The 19067-nt window shown below is 40.4% G+C and carries 16 protein-coding genes and 1 pseudogene; 14 read left to right on the top strand and 3 right to left on the bottom strand.

Features of this window, described 5'->3' with window-relative positions; all coding sequences use genetic code 11:
• From A3I9_RS13480 to A3I9_RS0102925, 4 genes and pseudogenes are all read left to right on the top strand, one after another.
• Nucleotides 1-696, top strand: a pseudogene (locus A3I9_RS13480) (pLS20_p028 family conjugation system transmembrane protein); the annotation flags it as partial.
• Nucleotides 697-1143: 447 nt separating this feature from the next.
• Nucleotides 1144-2454, top strand: a complete 1311-nt coding sequence (locus tag A3I9_RS0102935; protein ID WP_018377599.1) for an ISLre2 family transposase — start codon at nucleotides 1144-1146, stop codon at nucleotides 2452-2454.
• Nucleotides 2455-2926: 472 nt separating this feature from the next.
• Nucleotides 2927-3538: a 30S ribosomal protein S4 gene (gene rpsD / locus A3I9_RS0102930; RefSeq protein ID WP_018377598.1), complete on the top strand. Its 612-nt coding sequence runs from the start codon at nucleotides 2927-2929 to the stop codon at nucleotides 3536-3538.
• A gap of 189 nt (nucleotides 3539-3727) precedes the next feature.
• The gene (locus tag A3I9_RS0102925) at nucleotides 3728-4024 is read left to right on the top strand and encodes a DUF4298 domain-containing protein (protein ID WP_026217303.1); all 297 of its coding nucleotides are present in this window, start codon (nucleotides 3728-3730) and stop codon (nucleotides 4022-4024) included.
• 59 nt (nucleotides 4025-4083) lie between these two features.
• Here A3I9_RS0102925 and A3I9_RS0102920 read toward each other — a convergent pair whose 3' ends face one another.
• Both A3I9_RS0102920 and A3I9_RS0102915 read right to left on the bottom strand, forming a co-directional pair.
• Complete coding sequence (locus tag A3I9_RS0102920) at nucleotides 4084-5397, bottom strand: sensor histidine kinase (RefSeq protein WP_018377596.1); 1314 nt, start codon at nucleotides 5395-5397, stop codon at nucleotides 4084-4086.
• Nucleotides 5394-6107: a LytR/AlgR family response regulator transcription factor gene (locus A3I9_RS0102915; RefSeq protein WP_018377595.1), complete on the bottom strand. Its 714-nt coding sequence runs from the start codon at nucleotides 6105-6107 to the stop codon at nucleotides 5394-5396. The genes A3I9_RS0102920 and A3I9_RS0102915 overlap by 4 nt, the downstream gene beginning before the upstream one ends.
• A 185-nt stretch (nucleotides 6108-6292) precedes the next feature.
• On the opposite strand from A3I9_RS0102915, the gene A3I9_RS0102910 reads away from it, so the two are divergent.
• Nucleotides 6293-9199 carry a glycoside hydrolase family 3 protein gene (locus A3I9_RS0102910; protein ID WP_018377593.1) on the top strand — a complete coding sequence of 969 codons (2907 nt, stop codon included), beginning with the start codon at nucleotides 6293-6295 and terminating at the stop codon, nucleotides 9197-9199.
• A 156-nt stretch (nucleotides 9200-9355) separates the two neighbouring features.
• Nucleotides 9356-9835, top strand: a complete 480-nt coding sequence (locus tag A3I9_RS0102905) for a GtrA family protein (RefSeq protein ID WP_018377592.1) — start codon at nucleotides 9356-9358, stop codon at nucleotides 9833-9835.
• Nucleotides 9836-10141: 306 nt separating this feature from the next.
• Here the strand turns inward: A3I9_RS0102905 and A3I9_RS0102895 are convergent, their stop codons facing one another.
• Nucleotides 10142-10501 carry a YbaN family protein gene (locus tag A3I9_RS0102895; RefSeq protein WP_018377590.1) on the bottom strand — a complete coding sequence of 120 codons (360 nt, stop codon included), beginning with the start codon at nucleotides 10499-10501 and terminating at the stop codon, nucleotides 10142-10144.
• Nucleotides 10502-10645: 144 nt separating this feature from the next.
• On the opposite strand from A3I9_RS0102895, the gene A3I9_RS0102890 reads away from it, so the two are divergent.
• From A3I9_RS0102890 to A3I9_RS12395, 8 genes are all read left to right on the top strand, one after another.
• Nucleotides 10646-11251: an NADPH-dependent FMN reductase gene (locus A3I9_RS0102890; protein ID WP_018377589.1), complete on the top strand. Its 606-nt coding sequence runs from the start codon at nucleotides 10646-10648 to the stop codon at nucleotides 11249-11251.
• A 13-nt stretch (nucleotides 11252-11264) separates the two neighbouring features.
• Nucleotides 11265-12446: an NAD(P)H-dependent oxidoreductase gene (locus A3I9_RS12400; protein ID WP_018377588.1), complete on the top strand. Its 1182-nt coding sequence runs from the start codon at nucleotides 11265-11267 to the stop codon at nucleotides 12444-12446.
• Nucleotides 12447-12530: 84 nt separating this feature from the next.
• Nucleotides 12531-13322 (top strand): formate/nitrite transporter family protein, encoded by a 792-nt coding sequence (locus A3I9_RS0102880; protein ID WP_018377587.1) that lies wholly within the window; start codon nucleotides 12531-12533, stop codon nucleotides 13320-13322.
• A 103-nt stretch (nucleotides 13323-13425) separates the two neighbouring features.
• A complete protein-coding gene (locus A3I9_RS0102875; protein ID WP_018377586.1) occupies nucleotides 13426-13989 on the top strand; it encodes an MptD family putative ECF transporter S component in 564 nt (187 codons plus the stop codon).
• 138 nt (nucleotides 13990-14127) lie between these two features.
• Nucleotides 14128-16527 (top strand): glycoside hydrolase family 3 C-terminal domain-containing protein, encoded by a 2400-nt coding sequence (locus tag A3I9_RS0102870; RefSeq protein ID WP_018377585.1) that lies wholly within the window; start codon nucleotides 14128-14130, stop codon nucleotides 16525-16527.
• A gap of 75 nt (nucleotides 16528-16602) precedes the next feature.
• A complete protein-coding gene (locus A3I9_RS0102865; RefSeq protein ID WP_018377584.1) occupies nucleotides 16603-17616 on the top strand; it encodes a glycosyltransferase family 2 protein in 1014 nt (337 codons plus the stop codon).
• A 67-nt stretch (nucleotides 17617-17683) separates the two neighbouring features.
• Complete coding sequence (locus tag A3I9_RS0102860) at nucleotides 17684-18598, top strand: aldo/keto reductase (protein WP_018377583.1); 915 nt, start codon at nucleotides 17684-17686, stop codon at nucleotides 18596-18598.
• Nucleotides 18595-18957: a hypothetical protein gene (locus A3I9_RS12395; protein ID WP_018377582.1), complete on the top strand. Its 363-nt coding sequence runs from the start codon at nucleotides 18595-18597 to the stop codon at nucleotides 18955-18957. The genes A3I9_RS0102860 and A3I9_RS12395 overlap by 4 nt, the downstream gene beginning before the upstream one ends.
• Nucleotides 18958-19067 lie beyond the last annotated feature (110 nt).

Raw genomic sequence — 19067 nt, 5'->3', positions numbered from 1 at the left:
AGTCTAGCCATGGGTGCTGGACAACTAGGGATGGATGTCGCTAGTAAAGCTCCAGGAGCCATTGCTGCAGGAACTAAGAAATTTGGGGATAGTCTAGCTGTAACAGGTGGAGGTCTTCGAGGAGCCTTCAATGCTGTGAGAGACCAAGGTGTCGCAGGTGCCACCAAAGGAGGAGTAAGCAACATGGTTGATTTAGCAGAGGTTATGGGTAAAGAAGCTATCGGTAAGACCAAAGATTTTGCAGGTGGAGTAGCTGATCACTTAGGGCAAAAAGAACAAGCAGCTCATGATGCGGTATACCGAGGTCTGAAGGATTATAGTCTTCCTGAAGAACCAAAACCTGTCTCTCCATTTGATCCCGATGCCTTAACAGGATTTGATGGTCCTAGCGATATGAATGAAGATGCTGGACCATCTGGAGGAGGAATCTCAGATCCTACCGTAGCTCCTACTGAACCATCAGGAGAAGCTTTTGGAGGCATTAGTGAACCAACTCCGCCAGCTGGAGAAACTGCTCCTTTCAATGTGACGAATAATATTCCTCAAAAACCTGCACTAGAATCTTCTTCCAAACACAATTTCCAGCAATCTATGAATCAAATGCACTACATGAACCAACAATTACAGCAATCGGCTCAACGTATGCAAGGGCAATCACATATCAGAGGTGCTGAAATCGAGGAAGACGATAGTTAGTGTTGACGTTTTTTCTCAAAAAAGGCAGAGTGTTAACATGGCATTGAAGACTTGAATATGGTAAAATATAATAAATGAGAGGATAGTGTAGGACGACTGGTAACAGATCGTTCTAATGGTACGGGTGCGGGACTGCCTTCAGCTTCGGGCTGTAAAGACCCCAGACTACCATTGGTCCTCTCGTTTTTTTTGTTGCTATAAAAATGTATTCTTGCTAGAATATAAGAAAACATTGGCAGGAAAATCAGGTTGAGCTTGTTGCTCAACGGGCTGCGGTGCTGTCCCTGGAGATTCGTCTCCTAAAAAACTGGAATTGCGATTCAATAGTTCGCCCCAAATGTTTAGCTCTTGGCATTGCCCAGGAGCTTTTTTTGTAGAATTAAAATAAATTTGCCTTCTGTTCTATCTGCTTTGTACAATAGCTTTATTGCTTTGGAGGTAGCAGATATGATTGACGAGAGAGAACTTAAGGAACAATTACTCGAAAACACCAACAAGGGCTTCCTAAGTTGGGTCAAGACCTATGATGAATCATTAGTCCCATCTATGCAACAAAGAGGCTATACTTGTATCCACTCTATGGAGCGGACAGTCGCTTTTACATTTGGAGAATTTACCTTCAGAAGACGTCGATGGAAGAAAGGGGATACCTGGATTGTACCGGTGGACGAAAAATTGGGGTTAGAGAAAAATACCAGGTATTCTAAAGAATTCATGTATCAAGTGGCTAAATTGTCTACCATGATGTCTTATGACAAGGTTGTCCGTGTGATTGAGATGACCTATCACATTGTTATTACAAAGCCAACGGTTGTCAAAGCTGTTAAGCTATGTGCTGACTTACTGGAAGAACAAAAAGATTATCAAAACTATCAGGAAGATAATATCACTAAAGAAAAAGTAGATATTATTTATGTTGAGGGGGACGGAGTGATGGTCAAAACTAGTGAGGAAGATCTGGAGAATCGTCGTATTGATCTCTCCCATTTTGTTGTGCATACAGGAAGTCAGAAAGTGGGAAATAACCGATTTGAGCTCCAAGACAAGAAAGAGTTTGTTTCTCTTAGTAACCGCCAAGCACGTGATCAGGTATTAGATTATCTTTACCACCATTTCGAAATGACTAAAGATGCCCTCCTTATCACAAATTCAGACGGTGGGCATGGCTATACTCCCTATGTTTTTAAAGAAATGGCTAAAGCTCTTAGGATAGGTCGTCATGAGCATTTTTGGGACGAATACCATGTGAATCAAAAGCTCCAGACCTTTTTTAAACCCTATCCAGATGAACTCTTGGATAAGGCTTTTCAGGCCATCCAAGAACATGATAAAAGCCTCCTGCGTACGGTATTGGACACGACAGAAGGCCTTATAGAGACAGAGGAGGAATGGGAACAGTTTGACAACTTTAAGCGTAAACTTCTTCAAAATTTTCAATATACCAAACCAGCAAAATTGAGAGGGTTTAGCCATTCAGGAATTGGTATCATGGAAAGTCAGCATCGAAAAATCACCTATCGCATGAAAAAGGGTGGGAAGTATTGGACGATCAGAGGGGCTGAAGCGATGAGTCAGATGATACTATTGGATGATAAAGACGAGCTTAGAGAACTCATGTTAGGGTCATGGCGAGAAGACTATCATAAAATTCAAGCACTAAAAGGTTTGTCTGGAGGTGAGATTAAACGCTTAGAATCAAAAAAATCTAGTCAACCCATGCCGACTGGAAGAATTACCTGGAAACAATTTAAGCCATGAAACGTCAGAAAAGTTTGCATGAGGAGCGAAACCGTGGTATAATGATACCAAATTAAGCGAATAAAAAAAGCCGTAGGGATTGCAGTCCGTACGGCACCGAGTGAGAATCACTATAAGGAACAGACAACTCACTCAGTCTTAACCCTATGATAAAGCATAATGAGTAGGAAGTCAAGACTGGGATAAGAGAAATCCTGGTCTTTTTTCTTAATCGGTGGGAGCTCTCTCGTAGGGATTGAGGACTTCTAAAAAATTTTACCACTTACAAATAAGAAAAAAGGCTTTACATAGCCTTTTTTTCATGCTATAATACTCTTTGTGTGAAATAACAGCACCTTAATATGAAGCTCGTCAACAGATGTCTTGCAATACAAGTAACCTTGGCTGTTTAGGCGAAGGGCACCTGCACGAATCAGGATTAGGAAAGACGTTATTTCCTACAAAATATTTATTTTATAGGAGGACATGAAATATGTCACGTTATACAGGTCCATCATGGAAACAATCACGTCGTCTTGGCTTGTCTCTTACAGGCTCAGGTAAAGAATTGGCACGTCGTAACTACGTACCAGGTCAACACGGTCCAAACAACCGTAGCAAACTTTCTGAATACGGTTTGCAATTGGCTGAGAAACAAAAACTTCGTTTCTCATACGGTTTGGGTGAAAAACAATTCCGTAACTTGTTCGTTCAAGCTACTAAAATCAAAGAAGGAACTGTCGGTTTCAACTTCATGCTTCTTTTGGAGCGTCGTCTTGATAACGTTGTTTACCGTTTAGGTCTTGCAACTACTCGTCGTCAAGCGCGTCAATTCGTAAACCACGGTCATATCCTTGTTGATGGAAAACGTGTTGATATCCCATCATACCGCGTAACTCCAGGTCAAGTGATTTCTGTTCGTGAAAAATCATTGAAAGTTCCAGCAATCCTTGAAGCAGTTGAAGCAATCGTTGGACGTCCAGCTTTCGTATCATTCGATGCTGAAAAATTGGAAGGATCACTTTCTCGCTTGCCAGAACGTGATGAAATCAATCCAGAAATCAACGAAGCACTTGTGGTTGAATTCTACAACAAAATGCTTTAATTTCAAAAAAAATCTTACGAAAAGCCTACTACAGTGGGCTTTTTGCTTGGTCTTAAATTGTTGATTTCTGAGTTTATTTCCTCTCTAAAGATTTTTTAGGATTGTTTTAAAGACGAGGGTGATTTTTGGTTGCAAAATGAAACGCTTCACGCTATGATAGAATGAGAAATGGAAAGTGAGGGATCTATCATGAATGATCAAGAACGTGCGCGCGTGACTGAATTGGAGGCGAAATACGATGCTTTTAAGCCAAAACTGGATCAATTGCGTCAGAGTTTAGAGGCGTTCAAAGAAAGTTATCAAGACTATATTGAATTACGGGAATTTTATGGTAGTCAAGAATGGTTCGATTTGCGGGAAAAGCCTCATCATGATCTTAAGAGTGGAATTTTGAGTGAAGATCAACTCTATGATTTTGTCGTAAATCATGGAGATTTGTTGGCAGATTTTCTAGATTTATCAGCCGAAATGTACCGCCATATCTAAGGATGGATTGTCAGAAAAATAAAAGGAATTCTTAGCTGAAGCAAGGATTCCTTTTTTTACTATATTTTTTGTGGGAGTAAGATTTTGAGGCGGACCCAGTTTTCTTCCTTGGTCAATGTGAGATTACCGTTGTATTTGTGGGCAATGTATTCCATACTTTTTAGACCGATACCGTGGTAATCTTTGTCGGCTTTAGAAGTGCTAGGTAGCTGATCTGTGGATAAGTCGATATTTGAGGTATCGTAGTTATCAAGGCGAATCATGACGAAATTATTTCGACTGGAGACTTTGAGGGTAATAAGCCGTTTTTCGACTTGGGAAATTTTTTCCACAGCTTCGATGGCGTTATCCATGGCATTTCCAAAGAGGGCGGAGATGTCCATCACATCCATAAAATTCAATAGCTCTCCCTGCACAATACAGGTGAAGTTAATCTGATTTTGTAGGCAATAGTGATTTTTCTGGGTAAGGATAGTATCAAGGACTGGGTTACCTGTCTCGATTTTGGTTTCGAAATCTTGAATAGCAATGGTCATCTCATCCAGATATTGATTTTGTTTTTGCTTGTCTGCTTCTTGACGTATGATATAGAGCTGGTGCTTTAAATCATGGACTTTTCGACTAATTAACTCGCTATTTTCACGATAGGCTTGGTACTGCTTGTACTGAAGCTGGAACATGCGATTGATTGAAAATAGCTCTTCACGCAAATAGCGATCATATTGCTGAGATTCCTGTGTAACGAGAAGAAGAATCCCGGATAGATTGACAGTTGTGCGCAGGAGGAAAATACTAGTTGAGTCTTGAAATTGAGGAGTACCTGAAAGGATAAAGCCAACGTTACTGAAAATAAAGATGGCAAGTGAGGTAAAAATCGCTACTCCAACATCACGTTTGTCAATGAATTTTTCCAACTCTGAGATGGGAATTTTCTTCTCTTGGGAGTACAAGGCAGCAAAGACAAGACCATACAGAATAGCCATCAGAATCCATTGATTGAGCAGAGTATCAAAATTTGTATGAAAAATAGTGAGGCAATAAATATGCCAAGACACAGAGGCGACTAATTCGGCAGAGATAAAGGCCTTGGCTGTCAAATAGAGTCTGGTTGGGAGTTTTTTCCCCCCTAAAATAGAAATAGACACAAACATCCAGCAGACGTTGAGAGCCATTCCTAGCGACCAAAAGAAAATCGGAAGCATGCCAGCTAGAAATTGCAGAGCAATTTGCCCGACAGCAATGAGAGGGAATGTCAATCGCGCGTGCTTGTCTGACAATTCTTCTTTTGATAGAGGTAGGCAGACAAGGAGGCAGGCTAGAATTTCTGCCAAAGCTGTATAAATTCGAGGAATATCAGGGAAGCTAGTCATCATAGGAGGGTATCTCCTACATAGTTTGTCAGAGCTGTCATGAAGTCTTTTTTGCGTGGTCGGCTAATTTGTAAGGCTTGTCCATTGACATAGGCGATATTGCCTACAACTTTTTCCACATAGGCCAGATTGACAATGTAGCCAGAATTCGAACGGAAGAAGCTTTGTTTATCTAGTAAATTTTCCATATTTTTTAGCGTGTTGCTTGTGGTGATGGTTCCCTTTTTGGTGTAGATATGGAGGGTGTGCCCAATACTTTCAATATAGTAGATATCTTCCATGACAATCTTGGTTGTAGTGGATTTGTTTTTGATATAGAGGGCTTGTTGCTCCTGCTCGGGTGTTGGAAGCTTACGGAGAATCTTTTTGAAATGCTCTTCGAAGACAAATTGACTGAGGGGCTTCAATAAAAAGTCAGTTGCTTCAACCGAGTAGCCTTGAATAGCCACCTGAGAATGGTTAGTGACAAAGACGATGAGGACTTCTTTGTCTACTTGTCGAATTTTTTGAGCCGTTGTCATACCATCCATAATTTCCATTTCGACATCTAGATAAATGACATCAAATTGGGGCTGGTAGTCGCTGGTAATATCGAGGCCATCATTAAAACAGACTACTTCAACAGGAAGTTGGGCTGTCTGGCAATATTCTTGAATATAATGGGTTAAGCGTTCTTGCTCGATTTTTTGATCTTCAACAATAGCGATTTTCATGGAGCACCTCTTTCTTTTCCTAGTATATCAAAATTCAAGAAAAAAAGTAAGACAGGCAATAATATGCAATTTATGCGAAAAAATGAACAGATTATGAAGAAAGGGTTTTCCTGTTTCTTTTCTTTTGGTACATTAAAAACAACGAAAAGGCTTACAAGCCTTGAAAAAAATTTAGGAGGGGTCTTATGAAAAAGACTTGGAAAAAGTTTAGTTTGACAGGCCTAGCACTATCGACGGCTTTTGCTGGTATATCCGTTCAGGCGGAAGATTATGCTAGTTCTTACCAATCCTGGGACGCGACTGGAATTGCCAAAACAACACTCATTTGTGCAAGCCTAGCTGTAGTGGCACTCTTTGCTTACTTCATCTATAAAGGGGTAAAAAACAAGGCATTTAGGACCAAGAAAAGTAAAATTTTAACAGCCTTGTTGGCTCTATTGGGTGTTGTGATTATTGGCGCTAACTACGCTGTAAATATGTTTGTAAATGTCATTGACACTTATTTTGCCCCATCATATGCTGATGACACAAAAATTGCAGATGCAGAGAAGGTCTCAAAAGCACTTGCTACTTCTATCCAAGAAGAAGGCTCTGTGCTACTTGAAAACAAAGATAACACTCTTCCATTGAAAGATACAAAGAAATTGAATGTCTTTGGTATTTCTTCTGTGGCCATCACATACGGTGGTGCGGGTTCTGGTGCGGCAGATGAGTCTAAAAATGTGAACTTGCAAGCAGGTTTGGAAGGTGCTGGATTTGAGCTGAACAAAGAATTGACAGATTTTTATACAGAAAATCTTCCTGAAAAAGAAGGGACAAATATCTTCTCACTCAATGGTGGTGACTACAATATCTATGAGCCAACTCAAGACAAGTATTCAGATGAATTGATTGCCAATGCGAAAGACTTTTCAGACACAGCTCTTGTTGTCATTTCTCGTAATGGTGGGGAGGGGGCTGACCTTCCTTATGAAATGTCTGAATATCAACAAGGGGACAAAGGCAAACATTACCTTGAATTGCAAGATGTTGAAAAAGCGATGCTCAAGACTGTCACAGAAAACTTTGACAAGGTTGTTGTACTCGTTAACTCATCAAATGCGATGGAACTAGGTTTCTTGAAAGAATCAGGTGTTGATGCGGCTCTTTGGATTGGCGGACCTGGTTCAACTGGTCTTACTGGTGTAGCTAATATCTTGGCAGGTACTGTTAACCCATCCGGTCGCTTGGTAGATACGTATGCGTATGATATTACAAGCAATCCAGCTTACTATAACCAAGGTGACTTTAACTACACAAATATTAGTTACGAACGTCAAGCATGGGGTCAATCTAAACCAGAGACTCATCAGTATAAATTCTTGAATTACCAAGAAGGTATCTATGTTGGTTACCGTTATTATGAAACTCGCTATGTAGACAATGCGACTGGCCAAGTTGATGAAGCAGCTTACGATGCAGCGGTACAGTATCCATTTGGTTATGGTATGAGCTACACTGATTTCAAACAAGAAATCAAAGATGTGAAAGAAGCAGATGGCAAGATTGAAGTAACAGTTGAAGTAACCAATACTGGTGATGTAGCTGGTAAAGACGTTGCTCAAGTTTACTATACTGCACCATATACTGTTGGTGGTATTGAAAAATCTCACGTTGTCTTAGCTGGTTTTGACAAGACAGAAGTCTTGGAACCAGGCGCAAGCGAAACCTTGACCATCACGTATGACCGTGATGATATGGCTTCTTATGATTACAAGGGCGACAAATCTTATGTTCTTGATGCAGGTACTTACCAAATCAAACTCATGAACAATGCCCATGATGTCCTTGATTCCGAAGAATATAAAGTTGAGAAAAAAGAGGTTATCAAGCAACGTATTTCTGATAAGATTGAAGTAAGTAACTTGTTTGATGATGCAGCAGGTGATGTGGCTTATGTATCACGTGCAAACTGGGAAGCTACTCTTCCAAAAGAACGTACAGCTGATAAAGAAGCAAGCGAAGAAATTGCAGCTGCAATGAAATCAGATAATGTTCCAGCTGAGGACGATCCACAAGCAGAGAAAATTACTGTGAAAGACCATGGTCTTCGTTTGGTAGACATGATTGGTCTTGATTACGATGATGAAAAATGGAATCAGATCGTAGAACAAGTTTCTGTTGAAGAAATGGCACAATTAATCCAATTTGGTGGTTATGCAACAGGTGCAGTGAAATCAGTTGATAAACCAGCAGTTGTTGACTTGGATGGTCCTGCCGGTATCAATGGTATCTTCCAAGGTATCAAGGGGGTACAGTTCAACTCAGAAGTTGTCGTAGCTTCTACCTGGAACCTTGATTTGGCTGAAGAAATGGGTGATGCATTTGCCAAAGAAGCGTTGGCACATGGTATCGTAGGTCTCTATGCTCCAGCGGTTAATATTCACCGTACACCATTCTCTGGTCGTAACTTTGAGTACTACTCAGAAGATCCATTTATCTCAGGTAAGATGGCGTCAGCTTTGGCCAAGAAAGCTCTTGAAAATGGTGTGTACACCTTTACCAAACACTTTGCTTTGAACGACCAAGAAGACAACCGTGAAGGGGTTGCAACATGGTCAAATGAACAAGCGATTCGTGAAATTTACTTGAAAGCATTCGAAATCCCTGTTAAAGAGGGTGGCGCAACAGCGATTATGTCATCCTTCAACCGTATTGGTACAACATGGGCTGGTGGTAATAAAGCCTTGTTGACGAATGTGCTTCGCGACGAGTGGGGCTTCAAAGGCATGGTTATCACTGACTTTGCGGGTGCTCCTCACATGTACGCTGACCAAGCTATCCGTGCAGGAAATGACTTGATGTTGACACCTGCTGGCTTGATGTTGACAGAAAAATCAACAAAGACCAATGTTGGTCAACAAGCGATGCGTAAAGCTACTAAGAATATTCTTTACACTGTGGCAAATTCTGCAGCCTTCGAGATTTACAAACCTAAGACAAAATGGTGGATTGTAGGTCTTGTTGCAGGAAACGTAGCACTTATTGGTTTGACAGCATGGGGTCTGTATGCTCTGACTGGCAAGAAAAAAGATGAGGCAGAAGTGGCTTAATCATTGAAAAAAAGTTACCAAATTCGGTAACTTTTTTCTTATGTTGTTGATGTAAGTGGCAAATTATGCAGACAAAAAGCCAATTTATGTAAAAACGCTTTCTTTTTAAATGAGAGTTGGTAAAATAGGGGTATCAAAAATCTTTCGGAGGCGAATATGAAAGAATGGATTGAAAAACACCCAGATTTGTGGGAATTTATTAAATTTAATGTGTTGTCTAATATTGCAACAATTACGAATTTTTGCGTGCTATGGTTAGGTAGCACCTTCCTATTTAAGGCATTTAGTGGGCAGGCTTTTGATTGGTTTATCTTCCATTACCCTGTAAAAAATGGTGGCTTAAATGGCTTCTTATCTTTCTTATTAGCCTATGTAGCTGCTCAGGTAGTTAATTATATTGTGCAACGTAAATTGGTTTTTGGAGCAGAAAATGACATTTCCAAAACGATTCACTGGTATATTTTGACAGTGGTTGTAGCAGGGATTCTTTCTATTGTATTGCCACCTTACACGACATCTCTTTTCCAAGGATGGGGAATGAGTCTTGGTTGGGCACAAACCTGTGCAAACTGGGTCAATATCTTTGTCCAAGTAGCAGTCAACTACCCAATGATGAAATTTGTGATTATGAAGTAAAAAAACAGTCCAGTGGACTGTTTTTTCACGAGCCTGAAGATGAAAGAGCGAGTTACAGTCCTTGAATGGACTGTTTTTTCACGAGCCTTAAAATGAAAAAGCGAGTAAGGTCCAGTGGGCCTCTTTTTCACGAGCTTGAAGATGAAAGAGCGGGTAAGGTCCTTGAATGGACTGTCTTCAATCTGAAATTACCTCGCCATGCTCGGGATAAAAATGTCGCCCGGACATATCTCGTAAAACTCGGGATAAAAATGTCCCCCGGCCTCACCTCGTAAAACTCGGGATAAAACAATCTCCCAGATTGTTTTATTTATCCGGGATGACGTTGAAGAGGTAGTAGGTAATGAAAATGGTGAGGGCAATGAGGGCTATTTTGACCCAAATGATGGGGGCAAGCCAGATGGAAATCCCCATAAGGAGGTAGATTTGCCAGATGATTTTTTTCTTGCGCTCTTTGCTGATGCTCTTGGTTTCTGCGTAGTCAGCAACGTAGAATTGATAGATTTTTGTTTGTTTTAACCAAACTTCAAAACGGTTAGAACTTTTAGCGAAACAGAAGCCTGCTAATAGTAACAATGGAGTTGTGGGGATAACTGGTAAGACAATGCCGATAATAGCAATCCCACAACTAATAAATCCAGCAACTAGAAAAAATAATTTACCCATTAGTATCCTATCTATTATTTTTCTATATTTTATCAAAAATGGATGAAATTTCAAAATATGTATGGATGAATCTAGAAAAAATTGATTTTTTGATCCGAAAACGTTATCATTAGTTTGTAATGTTTTACAGAAAAGGAGTTACCTATGAAACTTATTGGAATTGTTGGAACAAACTCAGCTAAGTCTACAAATCGCCAATTACTACAATACATGGAAAAACATTTCGCAGATAAGGCGGATATTGAACTAGTAGAGATTAAGGATTTACCAGTCTTTAATAAGCCTGCAAATCGGGAATTACCTGAAGATGTAGCAGAATTGGTTGCCAAACTTGAAGAGGCTGATGGAGTGATTATCGGAACTCCTGAATACGATCACTCTGTACCAGCAGTCTTGATGAATGCCTTGGCTTGGGTATCTTATGGTGTTTATCCGCTGCTCAATAAGCCTGTCATGATTACGGGTGCTTCCTATGGGACATTGGGTTCTTCTCGCGCTCAATTGCAGTTGCGTCAAATTTTGAATGCTCCTGAGTTGAAAGCAACTGTGTTGCCAGATGAATTTTTACTTTCACATTCTCTTCAAGCATTCGGTGCAGATGGCAACCTTAATGACATTGAAACAAGCCAAAAATTGGATGCTATTTTTGATGATTTCCGCATTTTTGTGAAAATGGTTGAGAAAATGTCAAATGCGAAGGAACTGTTGAAAAAAGAAGCAGAAAACTTTGACTGGGAAAAATTAAGTTAAGAGGGAGAAAATTATGAAACTTGTCGCAATCGTCGGTTCAAATGCAGAGCAGTCCTATAACCGCATGCTCTTACAATTTATGCAACGTCAATTCAAATTAAAATGCGAAATTGAACTTCTTGAAATCAAGGATGTTCCGATGTTCAATCAGGACGAGGATCAATCAGATTGTTTCGCGATTCGTTATCTATACAACAAAATCACTCGTGCAGATGGTGTCATCATTGCGACTCCTGAGCATAATCATACGATCACACCAGCTCTTAAGAGTACTTTAGAATGGTTGAGTTTCAAGCTCCATCCACTAGAAAACAAACCTGTTATGATTGTAGGTGCTTCTTATTATGATCAAGGGACTTCACGTGCTCAAGTTCATTTGCGTAAAATCTTGGAGGCTCCAGGTGTGAATGCCTATACTCTACCAGGAAATGAATTCTTACTTGGAAAAGCCAAAGAAGCTTTTGATGTGAATGGAAACATTGCCAATGAAGGAACAGTTAAATTCCTAGAAACATGCTTGGATAACTTTATCAAATACGTGGAGGTCGTTTCGAAATTGAAAAAACCAAAACCAATTGAACCAGAAGATTTAGACTGCGGTCGCCCAATTGCAACTACTATCACTGAAGTAGACCCTGACGATCCAGAATGGTTGGATAAGGCAGCTGCAGTTGTCAATGCGGTTGAAGGAGATACCTATGTCAAGTTGGACAGCGGTTTGTTGACAGTTAATCAGCTGAATATGTTCTTGAACGCTATGCCATTTGAGTTGACTTACGCAGATGATAATAATCAATTCCTTTACTACAACAATGCTCACCAAGAGGCAGCAACCATGTTAGGAAAACGTGTTCGTGAACAAGTTGGAAACCGTATGTCTACTGTACACGGTACGCTTCCACCAGCTCGTATGAAAAATGTTGAGTGGGTGATTGGTACACTTCGTAATGGAAATCAAGAATATGTGCGTACAATCGTTCCTGGCTCACCTGAGGGTATTATTAATACCCATAACTATCAAGCAATGTACTATCCAGATGGTTCTTATGCTGGAATCAATGAAATCATCTTTAATTTCAAACCATGGTTGGACTGGTACTTAGAAGCAACAGGCCAACGTTTAGTAGGTGGTAGTGCACCAGCAGCTCATGGACATGGTGGCGCAGATGCTACTTCAGGTGCTTCTGAAAGTTAACAAGTGGATGATTGTCCCAGGCGGGAGTTAGCTCCCGCCATTTTTTAATATTAGCTTGTGAAAAAAATCATTTAGGAGAAAGAGATGTCTGTATTTGAAGAAAAAATTCAAGCGGCTTGCGGGAAAAAGGAAGCCTTGTTTGATGAGAGTTTAGGGAGATATGCGCTGCGTTCCATGTTTGCTGGTGCTTATTTGACCATGTCAACTGCCGTTGGGATTATTGGAGCGGATGTCATTGGGACGCAATTTCCAGCCCTATCGCGCTTCGTCTTTACCTTTATTTTTGCCATCGGTTTGGTCTATGTGCTTATCTTTAATGGAGAATTGGCGACATCAAATATGATGTACTTGACAACGGGTGCTTACTACAAACACATTAGTTGGAAAAAGGCTGTCCAAATCTTACTATATTGTACCTTCTTTAATTTTGTTGGTGCAGTGATTTTAGCCTATCTCTTCAACCAGTCCTTTTCATTTATGAATCTTGGGGACAAGAGTTTCGTGGTGACGGCTGTCAATATCAAGCTTGGTAAGACAGATTGGATGAATTTTATCGAAGGAATTACGGCTAATATGTTCGTCAATATGGCGATTTTGGGATATATGCTTCTCAAGGAAGAATCTGCCAAGTTCTTTATTGCCATTTCCGCGATTTTCATGTTTGTTTTCTTGATTAATGAGCACTTGGTTGCAAATTTTGCTTCTTTCATGTTGTTAGCCTTTAATCATGTTCGCGGCGATGTGCCTGATTTTAACGTGGTTAATATACTCCGCCAGTGGATTGTCGTTTTCTTTGGAAATTGGCTGGGTGCTGGATTGTTCATCGGAATTGCCTATGCTTGGTTAAATAAAATAAAAACGAAGCATGTAGAATAAAAAATGGAATAATTGAATAAGAGCAGTGTAAAACACCTGTTCAAATCTTGGATAGGATTGTCATTACATTGCTTTTAGTTTGTAAGTAAATAAAGGAAGATGTATGTTTCAAAAACAATTGTTAAAAACAACTGCGTTATCGGCGCTTTTCTATTTTCTCTGTGTTTGTTTTGCGGTAGTGATTGATTTGGGAATCTTTAGAGTGACCAATATGGCTCATACTCCATCTTTATCTGCCTTATTTGCAGGTGGTATGTATCTAAGGATGGTAAAAAAGACAAAAATATTTGGTCCGATTACTGCACTGGGTTTCATGATGTCTAGCTTCTTCTTTTTATCTGGTCACTTTGTCTGGGCCTTTTTACCAAATATCATCTGTGCTGTAATAGCAGAATTTGTAGCGAGGTCAAAGCAGTATGAAAATAATCAGGTAAATGTGCTTTCCTATGTGATTTTTTCTCTTGGTAATCTAGCACCAATTGCGACTATGTGGATAGCTCCGAAAGCCTATGCAGCTCAACTCTTAGCTGAAGGAAAAACGCAAGCCTATGTGGATAGCGTGATGATTCCAGCGACTGTGGCAGAAGTTGGCAGTCATATGTTGGGGATTGTAGTCTGTGCAGTCGTAAGTGGGATGGTGTATCTTTTCATACAAAAACGCAAATAAGAATGAAGTTGGGTGGGCCCAACTTTTTTGATTAGAACAATTTATGCCAACAATCTGCCAAATTATGAAGAAAGCGTTTTAATTACAGGCTGATTCTGCTATGATAAGCTTATCAGATTGTAGATAGGGAGAACAATAATGAAGTACGAATCCATTATTCAACAATTAACACTGGAAGAAAAGGCTGCTATGATGGCTGGGAAATCTGTGTGGGAAACCAAGGATTATCCTGAAAAAGGTGTGCCTTCAATTTTTATGTCAGATGGTCCACATGGTATCCGAAAGCAGGAAGGAGAGGGAGACCATTTGGGGCTGAATGCGTCTATTCCTGCAACCTGTTTTCCAACAGCAGCAACCTTAGCAAATAGCTGGAATCCTGAATTGGTGGAGGAAGTAGGACAAGCCCTTGGTGCAGAAGCAAGTAGTATTGGGGTCAATATGGTCTTGGGACCAGGTCTCAATATCAAGCGGAATCCCCTTTGCGGTCGAAATTTTGAATATTATTCAGAAGATCCTTATCAGGCGGGAAAAGTAGCTGCTGCTATGATTCGTGGATTGCAATCACAAGGAGTGGCTGCTACTCCAAAACACTTTGCGGTGAATAGCCAAGAACTACGCCGGATGGCTTCTGATTCAGTTGTAGATGAGCGTACTCTGCGTGAAATCTATTTGACTGGCTTTGAAATTGCAGTCAAAGAAGGTCATCCAAAAGCGATTATGAGTGCCTATAATAAAATTAACGGCATTTATGCCAATGAAGACAAACGTCTCTTGCGTGATATTTTACGAGATGAATGGGGTTTTGAAGGATTTGTTGTATCAGACTGGGGTGGCTCCAATGATCATGTGCTTGGTGTTCAAAATGGTAGCCACTTAGAAATGCCAGGGACAACAACGGTTGGTCAAAAGGAAATCATTGATGCGGTTAAAGAGGGGCGTCTATCAGAAGCAGTCTTAAATGAACGTGTAGATGAGCTATTAACAGTTGTGATGGATCTAGCGGCACAGGAGAAAAAATCGGTGGACTACGATGTGCAACACGATATAGCTCGTAAGGCCGCTGCAGATAGTTTGGTACTATTGAAAAATGAGGAAAATATTCTCCCGCTTCAACCAGAAAAAACACTGGCCGTCATCGGTGAATTTGCGAAAAATCCTCGTTACCAAGGTGCTGGTTCTTCTTTGATCAATACGAAGAAATTAGAAAATCTCGTGGATCATGTGGCAGACTATGGTCTAAATATGGTCGGCTATGCGCAAGGTTATCAGCGGATTGACCAGGCAGATGAAGCCCTGGCTCAAGAAGCAGTCGCTCTTGCTCAAAAAGCAGATACTGTTTTGTTCTACATGGGATTGGATGAAATCAGTGAGAGTGAGGGCTTAGACCGTAGCCATATTTCTCTACCCAAAAATCAATTATCTCTCCTTAAAAAATTAGTTGCCGTCAATCCAAAAATCGTGGTAATCATGGCAGCTGGTTCTGTGGTGGATATGGCTTGGGACAAGGACGTAAAAGCTGTTTTACATGGCTATTTGACAGGGCAGGCAGGAGCTTTAGCTATCTTAGATGCCTTGACAGGTCGTGTCAATCCAAGTGGAAAACTGAGCGAGACCTATCCATTGGCTTTGTCTGATGTACCTTCTTCAAAAGATTTTCCAGCGGCTGGAGATTATTCGCTCTACCGTGAGGGTCTCTATGTAGGCTATCGTTACTTTGATAAAGTGCAAAAAGCAGTCAAATACCCATTTGGTTATGGCTTATCTTATACAAGCTTTGCATACAGTGATTTGGCTGTGGAGGAAACTGGAGTTCGCTTAACAGTCACCAATACTGGTGATAAAGCCGGTGCTGAGATTGTACAGCTTTATGTAGGAAAAGAAGAAAGTGGTTTCTACCGTCCGCGTAAAGAACTCAAAGGTTTTAAGAAAGTCTACTTGGAAGCAGGTCAGTCTGAACAAGTGGTACTTCCATTTGATGACTATACCTTCCGCTATTTTAATACAGCAACTGAACAATTTGAGGTAGAGGCTGGTTCTTATCAACTTTCGATTGGTGCAAGCAGCGAGGATATCCGCTTGACAGGAGAAATTTCTAAGGAAGGAACGACTGCTATTTTGTCTGATAAGGAGGCACTACCAAGTTATTTCTCAGGACACGTTATGGATGTATCTGATGAAGAATTTGCAATCTTACTTGGTCGTCCTGTACCTGTCGAATCATGGTCAGTTGGTCAAGAATTACGTCTCAATGATCCATTGTCTAAAATGCAGTATGCTAAGAGTGGATTGGCGCGATTGGTCTTCAAGATTCTTCATGGTCTGTTGAAAAAAGCAGAAGCAAAAGGAAAACCAGACCTCAATCTTCTCTTCATGTATAATATGCCATTTAGAGCCTTGGCTAAAATGACAGGTGATATGATTGACCAAAGCATGGTTGCAGGTATTTTGACCATGGTAAACGGTCATTTCTTCAAGGGATTTGGTCAGTTATGGAAAGCCTTTCGTGCTAAACAGAAGTATCAAAAGCAACTTTCTTAAAAATGTGATACAATAGATAAAAAGAAATGCCAACTTGGATGAGTTGGCTTTCTACTTGTAAAAATGGAGTGAATTATGACGTTATTGAGTATTGCCATCCCAAGCTACAATTCAGAAGAGTATCTACACTATTGTGTCGGTTCGCTGGTAGTCGGTGGAGAGGATGTTGAAATTCTCATTATTAATGATGGTTCAAGCGACCGTACACAGGAGGTTGCAGAGCAATTAGCAGCGAAACATCCGAATGTTCGTGCTATTTATCAGGAAAATAAAGGCCATGGTGGCGCGGTTAACACCGGCATTCGAGAAGCCAAAGGAACATATTTTAAGGTAGTAGATAGCGATGACTGGGTAGATGCCCGTGCCTATCTAAAAATTTTAGAAACCTTCAAGCAATTAGAGACAAATGGGACGCCTGTCGATGCCTTGATTACTAATTTTGTTTACGAAAAAGAAAGTCAGTCCCGTAAAAAGAGCATGTCTTACCGGGATGTATTGCCTGTCCATCAGATTTTTACTTGGGAAGACGTTGGTACTTTTTCAAAGGGTCAGTACATGATGATGCATTCGCTGATTTATCGGACGGATTTGTTGCGTGAAGTGGGATTAGAGCTGCCAGAACATACCTTCTATGTCGATAATATCTTTGTCTTCACACCGTTGCAAGCTGTTAAGACCATGTATTATCTTCCAGTAGATTTTTATCGGTACTTCATTGGGCGCAATGACCAGTCTGTTAATGAGAGTGTCATGATTAAGCGGATTGATCAGCAGCTCAAGGTGAATCGTATCCTTGTGGATAATCTTCATCTAGATGAGATTGAAAATCCTGATTTACGGAGCTATTTGCTGAACCATGTGGAGATTACAACCATTATTTCTTGTGCTCTTCTCAATCGTGCAGGGACAGCAGAGCACATGATGAAAAAGCAAGAATTGTGGGAGTACATTCAAGAACATAATCCAGCACTTTTTAAAATTGTTCGCAATGGTTTATTAGGGCAATTGACGAATTTGTATGGTTATCCAGGGCGCAAGATTTCCAATGCAGTATACAAAATTGCGAGGAGCATCTACGGATTTAATTAAGAAATAAGGGCGAGAGTTTGTAAACGCTCGCTTTTATGCTATACTGAGAGAAAAAGGAGGACGATAGATGAAACAAGAACTTGGACAAACAGGCCTAGAAGTCTCACGGATTGCTCTAGGTTGTATGCGGATGGCGGACTTAGAAACAAAAGAGGCTGCGCGTGTAGTGGAGACAGCTTTGGTGAATGGAATTACTTTTTTTGACCATGCAGACATTTATGGTGGTGGTCAATCTGAAGAACGTTTTGCGGCTGCAGTGAAAGAGTTAGGTCTCAAGCGAGACGACTTACTGCTTCAGTCTAAATGTGGAATTCGCAAGGGTTTCTTTGATTTTTCGAAAGAACATATTTTAGAATCTGTTGATCAAATTTTAAGACGATTGAACACAGATTATTTGGATGTATTGGCGCTACATCGGCCAGATGTACTGATGGAAGCAGGAGAAGTGACTGAAGCTTTCTATTTGTTGAAAAAAGCAGGAAAAGTTCGTCATTTTGGGGTTAGCAATCAAAATCGTTACCAGATGGAATTGTTGCAGTCTTATCTGGAGGAACCGTTGGTGGTGAATCAATTGCAACTTTCACCAGCACATACTCCGATGATTGATGCGGGTCTTCATGTAAACATGAAAGATGATGCAGCTACCATGCGAGACGGTGGTGTCATGGAATATTGTCAGTTAAAGAAGGTGACAATTCAAGCTTGGTCTCCATTTTTGATTAACCTACAAGAAGGAATCTTTGTGGATCATCCAGATTATGTGCTGCTAAATGAAACGATTGATCGCTATGCGAATCAGTACCATGTTTCACGTGAAGCCATTATTGTTGCTTGGATTTTACGCCTACCAGCTAGGGTTCAAACCATTGTTGGCTCCATGAATCCAGGTCGTATCGAGAAGATTGCACAAGCGTATCAAGTGGAATTGACTCGTCCAGAATGGTATGACATTTATAGAAGTGCTGGGAATATCTTGCCATGATGAAAAAAATAATAACGAGTTTAGTCCTTGTTCTTTGTGCTGCTATGCTCTTTGCCTGTCAGTCAAAACAGACAACCTCGACAGATTGGTTAGAAGGAAAGTGGTATAGTAAAGAATGGGATATGACCTATGATATCGATGAAAAAGCTGGGACATGGTCAATCGTATTTGATGAAGGAATTGTCGTAGAAAATGCAGAGCTATCTGTTGAAGGGAAGGTCTTCACATTGACCGATAAGGAAGGAACGCATTATGTGATGGAGCAGCAGAGCGATACGAAAATCCTTTATCAAAAAGTGGGAGACGAAGGAGTCGCAGGAACAACGGCTCAGGTCACATTTGAAAAAGTCGAGGAATGATCACTATAATCGAAAAATGAATAGAGAGGGGATAGTTTATCTCCTTTTTATAAATTATTGGGAACTAAAAAATATATGATTTTTCGTTCATTAGTAGATGAATTTTCAAG

Origin of the sequence: Streptococcus ovis DSM 16829 (assembly GCF_000380125.1) — a bacterium.
GTDB lineage: Bacteria > Bacillota > Bacilli > Lactobacillales > Streptococcaceae > Streptococcus > Streptococcus ovis.
Note: the sequence above shows the minus strand (reverse complement) of the source record. Positions and strands in the feature narration are given on the sequence as shown.